At 62.6% G+C, this 7,691-nt stretch carries 7 protein-coding genes; all 7 read left to right on the forward strand.

Annotated elements, in window-relative coordinates; genetic code table 11:
- Positions 1-253 precede the first annotated feature (253 nt).
- The 7 genes from ACTFPK_RS01235 (at position 254) to ACTFPK_RS01265 (ending at position 7,446) form a co-directional block, all read left to right on the forward strand.
- Positions 254-736, forward strand: coding sequence for a tetratricopeptide repeat protein (locus ACTFPK_RS01235; protein ID WP_016442182.1), 483 nt, complete (start codon positions 254-256; stop codon positions 734-736).
- Between the two features lie 21 nt (positions 737-757).
- Positions 758-1,936 carry a hypothetical protein gene (locus ACTFPK_RS01240; protein WP_439910921.1) on the forward strand — a complete coding sequence of 393 codons (1,179 nt, stop codon included), beginning with the start codon at positions 758-760 and terminating at the stop codon, positions 1,934-1,936.
- A gap of 94 nt (positions 1,937-2,030) precedes the next feature.
- Entirely contained in the window at positions 2,031-3,824 is a 1,794-nt protein-coding gene (locus ACTFPK_RS01245; protein WP_439910923.1) for a glycoside hydrolase family 13 protein, read from the forward strand.
- On the forward strand, positions 3,824-3,958 hold the full coding sequence (locus ACTFPK_RS01250; protein WP_320753082.1) for a hypothetical protein: 135 nt from the start codon (positions 3,824-3,826) through the stop codon (positions 3,956-3,958). Before ACTFPK_RS01245 ends, ACTFPK_RS01250 begins: the two co-directional genes overlap by 1 nt.
- Before the next feature lie 124 nt (positions 3,959-4,082).
- Complete coding sequence (locus ACTFPK_RS01255) at positions 4,083-5,432, forward strand: ABC transporter substrate-binding protein (protein ID WP_274736490.1); 1,350 nt, start codon at positions 4,083-4,085, stop codon at positions 5,430-5,432.
- 194 nt (positions 5,433-5,626) lie between these two features.
- Positions 5,627-6,469 carry a carbohydrate ABC transporter permease gene (locus tag ACTFPK_RS01260; protein ID WP_126135161.1) on the forward strand — a complete coding sequence of 281 codons (843 nt, stop codon included), beginning with the start codon at positions 5,627-5,629 and terminating at the stop codon, positions 6,467-6,469.
- A 146-nt stretch (positions 6,470-6,615) separates the two neighbouring features.
- Positions 6,616-7,446: a carbohydrate ABC transporter permease gene (locus ACTFPK_RS01265; RefSeq protein WP_241227368.1), complete on the forward strand. Its 831-nt coding sequence runs from the start codon at positions 6,616-6,618 to the stop codon at positions 7,444-7,446.
- Positions 7,447-7,691: the final 245 nt, after the last annotated feature.

Consider the following 7,691-nt stretch of genomic DNA (forward strand, 5'->3'; position numbering starts at 1 on the left):
CGCAACCGCGTAGCGATAGGGCGGGAGCCCGAGCGTGAAAGCGCCCGGTCTCCCGCCTTTCGCGTGTGCGCTGGGCCTGGGCACGGCGTGTGGCGCAGGGCCCCGCCATCACGCTTCGCGCGCCCGTGTCAGGTATACCTTCCCCAGGTTTGTGTTTCCGCTCACAAGTAATAGAATAGTCAGTGGTCCAGGCCACGGCCTCGCGCCGGTGGCCGCTCCCACGTAACTGAACAAGTAAGAAAGAAGCCCGCACATGACGCAATCACCAGTCACTCCCGCGTATCCGGAGCCTGCCGCCCGCGATCCGCACGAGGGCAAGCGTGCGGGCCTTGCCTATTTCAACGATGCCCAGCAGGCTTTCAGTGCCGGCAATCTCAAGCAAGCCGCGGAGCTCTACCGGAAGGCCGCGGATACTTTCGAGCGGGATCCGGAGCTCTATCTTGAGCGCGCTGTCGCCAACGGCCAGCTCGGGATTTCACTCAAGGCCATCGGGGAGATGGATGAGGCCGCGGACCGGCTCGGCCGCGCGATCGCGCTCTTCCAACAGTTCCCGGAAAACGGCGATGCCGCGGTCAGCATGGGCAATTGCTTCTGGCATATCGGGGAGATCAACGAGGAAGCCGGCGATTTTGACGCTGCCCGCATCTCCTACAATCAGGCGTATTCGGCCTACCGCACCGCGCCGAATACCCAGGAGCTCCAGATCGAAGTCCTCCAAAAACTCCGGTCCATCTAGGCCGGCTCATCGATCTCAACGATGTCTATGCACGCCACCGTTACCGAGCTGCTGCGCGCCGGGCTCGCCGCACTTGAGCGCCACAATGAAGATGAGGCCCGCGCCCGTTTCGTGGAGGCGCGGGAAACCGAGCGGCGCGCCGCGGGTGCTCGGGGCGCTGGCGGCGTACTTCCCGGCAGTTCCGCGCCTGAGCTTTTTACGCAGGTGAGTGACCCGGATGCCCTGTATTTCGCGGCGCTTGCCACCGGGCAGTTGGGGGAGAATCCGCTCAATCTCGCGCGCCGCGCCGTGGAGGCGTATCGCGTGGCGCCGGCGTCCTTGCGGGCCGCGCGCGCCTGGGAAACGTACGGATATTTTTTGCACGACGGCGCTAACGACGCCGCAGCCGCTCAGGCTATGCGGGAGGCGGCCGGCGTGTACGCAGCCCTGGGTGGGCATGAGGCCCAGCAGGCCAATGCGCTGTATAACGCCGGGATCTCCTACGCGGAAGCCGGCGATTTAGCCGCTGCTATCGCGGCTTTGGAAGCGGCGCTGCTACCCGCGGGTGCGTTGCCGGAGGTGGACCTGGGGCGGGTGGCTATTCGGGCTACCCTCGCCGCGGCACGCTTGGACGCCGGGCAATTCGCGGCGGCCGCGCGCGATTACCGGGTGGTAGAGGAGGCTTTCGCGGCGCTCCCCGGCCAGGAATTTAATGCGATTGATTGTGCTTTCGGGCGGGCTCGCGCGGTGCTCGGAAGCGGGGACTACCCGACCGCGGCGGCGCAGTTTGCGGAAGTCGCGGCACGCGCCACGGCGCTCGCCGGCGGGGAAGTAGCCGGTGCTGCGCCGGCAGCCACCGCCACCGAAGCCGAGCGGGCCGCCTGGGAAGTCGCCGCCATGTCCTGGCATCACGTTGCGGTGGCCCATGCCAAAAACGGCGCGCCCGCGCAGGGCGTGCCCGCTATGCGCACAGCCGCCGCGATCTACGCGGGACTGGGCGAGGAGCTCTCCAGTGCCCACTGCCGCGGGCTGCTCGGCGATTTGCACGCTGAAGCTCGGGATATGACCGCGGCGCGCACCGCCTGGCAGGCTGCCATCGCGGCGCTGGAAGCCGCTGCGGCACAGGCCGCGGCAGACGGCGGTGAACTCCCGGCCGGCCCGGCTCGGGACCTGGAAGAATTCCGCCGCAAACTCAGCGCCGCCGGCGGAGCGCTCGGGTAGCTGTAGCTGTCGGCGTCGTCGTACCTATCACGTAAGCTTGGAAGTGCGGTGCCAACCGGCACCCGCTCCGTTCCCGGCAACGAAGAGGTTGATCGTGACAGCACAACACCCCGGCACTGTTATCCACCCGCCCCAGCAGCGCGACCAGTGGTGGCGCGATGCCGTTATTTACCAGATTTATCCGCGTTCCTACGCGTCGAGCGGCGGGCCGCTCGGCACCCTGCCCGGCATTACCGAAAAATTCGACTATTTGGAGAAGCTCGGGGTGGACGCGGTGTGGCTTTCGCCTTTTTATGTTTCTCCGCAATTCGACGCCGGCTACGACGTGGCCGATTATCGCGACGTCGATCCGCGCTTCGGCACTCTCGCGGATGCCGAGCGGCTCATCGAGACCGCCCACGCGCACGGCATGAAAGTGATTGTGGATATCGTCCCGAATCATACCTCCTGGGATCACAAACTCTTTCGGGAAGCGGTGCTGGCTGGCGCGGGTGCCCCGCAGCGCGATAATTTCTGGTTCCGGCCCGGGCGCGGGGAAGGCGGGAGCGAGCCACCCACGGATTGGCTTTCCTCCTTCGGTGGCCCGGCCTGGTCCCAGGTCAAGGACATCCCCTGGGTGAAAGGCACCCCGCAGGAAACGGAAGAAACCTGGTACCTGCATTTATTTGATCGTTCCCAGCCCGATGTGAACTGGGAAAGCCCGGCTATTCATCATGAGTTTGCCCATACTATTCGTTTCTGGATGGATCGTGGCGTGGACGGGCTGCGGGTGGATGTGGCCCACGGCCTGACCAAAGACCCAGCTCTCCCGGACTGGCCCTACAAAGTGGAGGAGGTGCGCTACAACCCGGACGTGAGCGTGCCGCCCGCGCCCATGGCCAACCAGCCTGCTGTCCATGATATTTACCGCGAATGGCGCGGAATTCTGGATGAATACGGGCGCGACCGCATGATGGTGGCTGAAGCCTGGGTAGACACCGAGGAAGACCTGGCTCGTTACGTGCGCAGCGATGAAATGCAGCAGGCTTTCAACTTTGAGTACCTCTCCGCGCCGTGGCGCGCGGATCGTATTAATGCGCTGATCGAATCCTCGCTGCGCGCCACCGACGCCGTGGGTGCCCCTACCACCTGGGTACTTTCCAATCACGACACCCTGCGGGCCACCTCGCGCCTGGGCCTGGCGGGCGTAACCACCGGTTGGTGCGGGAACGGCCCGAGCGGCATCGGCCCCGATGACCCGCAGCCAGATGCGGCGCTGGGAGCGCGCCGGGCCCGGGCCTGGCACACGCTCACCGCCGCGCTGCCCGGCTCCTACTATCTCTACCAGGGCGAAGAGCTCGAACTGCCCGAAGCCACCCAGCTGCCGCCCGAATCTCGCGAAGATCCCACCTTCGCGCGCACGGGTGGCGCGGAGCTGGGTCGCGACGGCTGCCGGGTGCCCATTCCCTGGCGCGCGGATGCCCCGGCCTTCGGATTCTCTCCCGACGGGGAAAGCTGGCTACCCCAACCTACGGATTGGGGCCGTTTCGCGGTGGATACCCAGGAAGCCGATCCGGAATCCGCGCTCGCCTACTACACGGAGCTGCTGCACCTGCGTGCCCGCTACGACCTGGGCCTGGGCGGATTGCGCCGCGCCCCCGAGTACGCCGGAAGCGGCGTCGCGCTCATTAATTATGCGGGCGGTTCCGGGAAGGGCGATTCCGTGAAGGGCAACGACGGCGCCACCTCCCGCGGGGACCTCTTGATTATGACGGCCTTCGCCGAGCCCCTCCCCCTGCCCGAAGGCTGGGCGGTGCTCCTCAGCTCCGCGCCCTTGGAGGAAGAAGGGGTGCTCCCACCCGATACCACGGTCTACCTGGTGCCTTTCCGCACGGATACCGAGGAGTGATGCTGATGGCGCGCGTGGCGGCGTCGTCGCCGAAAAGGGACGTGCCCACCGACACGGGTGCGCTCACCGGAACGGGCGGCGTCGCCACGATCACCGGACGCACACGCGAAGGTGACATTAAATTAGAACTGTAGAAAGCAAGATAAGTCACACTGTGGTGTAAACTAGTACCACCACACAGGCAAGGGAGCCGGGCGCTACGGTGCTGTCGCGGTTACGGCTTTCTTGCTGGCATTGACGATCATAGGAGACGTAACGATGCATTCAGTGAAGAAAATCGCTGCTCTCGCCGCAGCTGGGTTGGTGGCCATCGCGGGATTGGGTGGCTGTGTATCCAATTCCGATAGTGGCGGTAGTGACGGTGGGGCCGGCAAGGTCTACTACCTCAACTACAAGCCCGAATCTGACCAGGCCTTCCAAGAATTGGCCAAGAAATACCATGAGCAAACCGGGGTGGATATCAAGATCGTATCCGCGACCGGTGGCTCGTATGAACCCACCCTCGCCAATGAGCTCGGCCGCGCGGATGGCCCCACCATTTTCCGCGTGGATGGCCCCATCGGCCTGGCCAAATGGAAGCAGTACGCCAGCGATATTTCCGATGCTCCCTTCATTGAAGCCATGACGGATAAGGACATGGCCCTCAAGGGTGAAGACGGCAAGATTTACGGCGTCCCCCACGCGGTGGAAGGCTTCGGCATCATCTACAACGATGCTATTTTGCAGAAGTACTTTGCGCTGCCGGGTGCCAAGGCTAAGTCCGTGGATGAGATCAAGAACTTTGACAAGCTCAAGGAAGTCGCGGACGATATGCAGGCCAAGAAGGATGAACTTGGCATCAAGGGCGCCTTCGCGGTCACCTCGCTATCCCCGAATGAGGACTGGCGCTGGCAGACCCACCTTATGAACTGGCCGCTCTTCTACGAGCTGCGGGATAAGGGCGTGCAGGACACCGGGAGCATCGAAGGTGCCTACCTGGATAATATGAAGAAGATCTTCGATCTTTACCTCACTGATTCCACGGTGGAACCGTCGCAAACCACCGCGAAGGCGGTTACCGATTCCATGGCGGAGTTCGCGCTGGGCCAGGTGGCTTTCGTGCAGAACGGTAACTGGGCCTGGTCCCAGATTGATGGCGTGGATGGCAATACCGTCAAGTCGGAAGATATTCACTTCCTGCCTATTTACATGGGCGTTAAGGGTGAAGAAAAGGCCGGCATCTCGGTGGGGACCGAAGCCTACCTGACCATCAATAACAAGGCCTCGGATGCCGATAAGAAGGCCTCGATGGACTTCCTCAACTGGATGCTCAACGATCCGACCGGCGCCAAGCTCTGCGCGGAGGACCTCGGCTTCATTGCCCCCTTCAAGGAATACGCGAGCCTCTCGCCCACCGACCCGCTCGGTAAGGAAGTCATCAAGTACATGAAGGATACCGAACACTACAACGTGGCATGGGACTTCCAGGTGGCTCCTTCCATGGACTTCAAGAACGGGCTGGGGCAGCACCTCAGCCAGTATGCAGTCGGTAAGGAAAGTTGGGATCAGGTGAAGGACTACTTCGTCACCCAGTGGAATACTGAGAAGGCAGCTGCCGGGGTGAAGTAGCTAGGCCGCCGCGGGCGCTTATTAGCTGTGCTGCGCGTGCCACGCAGCGCGTGCCGCGCAGCGCCACGCAGCGCCACGCAGCGCCACGCAGCGCCACGCAGCGCCCGCGCCTACTGCTACCACACCTGCCTTGCCTGAGGTGAGGCGCGGGGCTCACCATCGCGGTGGGCCCCGCGTGTCACAGGGGGTTTCTCATGAGAACATTGAAAAAACACGGGCTTGCCTTCGTGGGGCCCACGTACGTGGCGTTCGGGATAGCTTTCCTCGCCCCGTTCTTTATTGGTATTTATCTTTCGTTTACGAATTTCACCACGCTTGATGATGCCACCTGGGTGGGCGTGCAAAATTACGTCAATGCCTTCACAGAGCAACAAAACTACGTCGGGGCTTTGATCTTCACCGCCTCGGTGGCGATTGTGTCTATTATCAGCGTTAATATCATCGCGTTCTTCTTGGCGTATCTGCTCACGCAGAAGCTACCCGCCACGAATTTCTACCGCACGATCTTCTTCATGCCGAATCTCATCGGCGGGATCGTACTGGGCTACACCTGGCAGTCCCTCCTCAACGCGGTCCTCTCCAATTACGGAACCACGCTGGTCAACGACGCGAAATACGGATTCATCGGCCTCATCTTGCTGGTCAACTGGCAGATGATCGGCTACATGATGATCATCTATATCGCCGGATTCCAGAATGTGCCCGCCGAGCTTAACGAAGCCGCGCAGATCGACGGCGCCGGGCGGTGGCGCACCCTCCGCTCGGTCACCATCCCCATGATGATGCCCTCGATTACGATCTGCCTTTTCTTGACTCTGGCGAATACCTTCAAGATTTACGACCAAAACTTGGCGCTCACGAACGGCGCCCCCATGCGGGAAACCGAAATGGCGGCGCTCAATATCGTCAAGAGCATGTATGAGCAGGTCGGGCAGCAAGGAGTATCGCAGGCCAAAGCCGTGATTTTCTTCCTCATTGTGTCCTCGATTGCGCTTATCCAGCTGCGCGCCACCCGCACGAAGGAGGTGGACCTGTGAGTACCGAAACTGGCAAGCGCGCCGTCGCCGCTGAGTCCAAGCGCGCCGTCGTTCCCGCGGATACGCGCACGGAAACACGCACGGACGTACGCGGCGCCGATCCCGTGGCGAAACCGAAGCTCAAGGCCCCGCGCCACCGGGTGCGCATGACGCCCGGGCGCTGGGCGGCGGTGGGATTCCTCGGGATTCTTTCCCTTATTTACGTGGTGCCGCTGCTCTTCATCCTCGTCAATTCTTTCAAGGGGCGTTTCTTCATCTCGGACGACCCCTTTAGCCTCCCGGCCGGTGAAACCTTCGCCGGGATAGATAATTACCAGACCGCGCTGAACCTTTCGGGCTTTATGCGGGCCCTGGGCTGGTCCTTCTTCGTGACGGTGGCCTCGGTGCTCGTTATTGTGTTCTTCTGCGCGATGACGGCCTACTACCTGGCGCGGGTGCGGAGCTGGTGGACGTCGCTGCTGTACTACCTGCTGGTGTTCTCCATGGTGGCGCCATTCCAGATGGTCATGTTCCCGACCGTGAAAATCGCGGACAAGCTAGGGCTATCCTCGCCGTGGGGCCTGATCGTGCTGTACCTCGGTTTTGGGGCGGGGCTCTCGGTATTTATTTTCGCGGGCTTCGTGCGGTCGATTCCCGGCGAAATTGAAGAGGCGGCGTCCATTGACGGCGCCGGGCCGTTCAAGACCTACTTCCAGGTGGTTATGCCCATGCTCAAGCCCACGGCGGTCACGGTCGCGATCCTCAACACCATGTGGATCTGGAACGACTTCCTGCTGCCGAACCTCGTGATCGGGCGCGAGGAGGCCTACCGGACCGTCCCGGTGGTGATCCAATTCCTGGTGGGCTCGAACGGAAATAAGGATTTGGGGGCCCAGATGGCGGTGCTGGTGCTCGCCATTATCCCCATTATTATTTTCTACCTCTTTGCGCAGCGCTATATTGTGGAAGGCGTTGCGGCAGGTTCCGTCAAGGGGTAGGTGCCCGCCGTTCGTGCGGGGCACCATGAAGCACGACGACGACGCGGCGCCGCGCACCCGATACCGGGAGCGCGGCGCCGTAAATCGGCCACGTGGTGCTTTGGGCACGGAGTGCCGGGTGTGGGCTCCACGCGCTTCGCGCCGGGCGCCGAGTGCGTATTCCACGCACGTTGCACCGATCCGCCTTGGCCGATTCGCCCGGCACTCTTTATGCCAGCTGATGTGCCACCAACCGAAGGAGATGC

Source organism: Actinotignum sp. UMB0459, assembly GCF_051905915.1.
Classification (GTDB): domain Bacteria; phylum Actinomycetota; class Actinomycetes; order Actinomycetales; family Actinomycetaceae; genus Actinotignum; species Actinotignum sanguinis.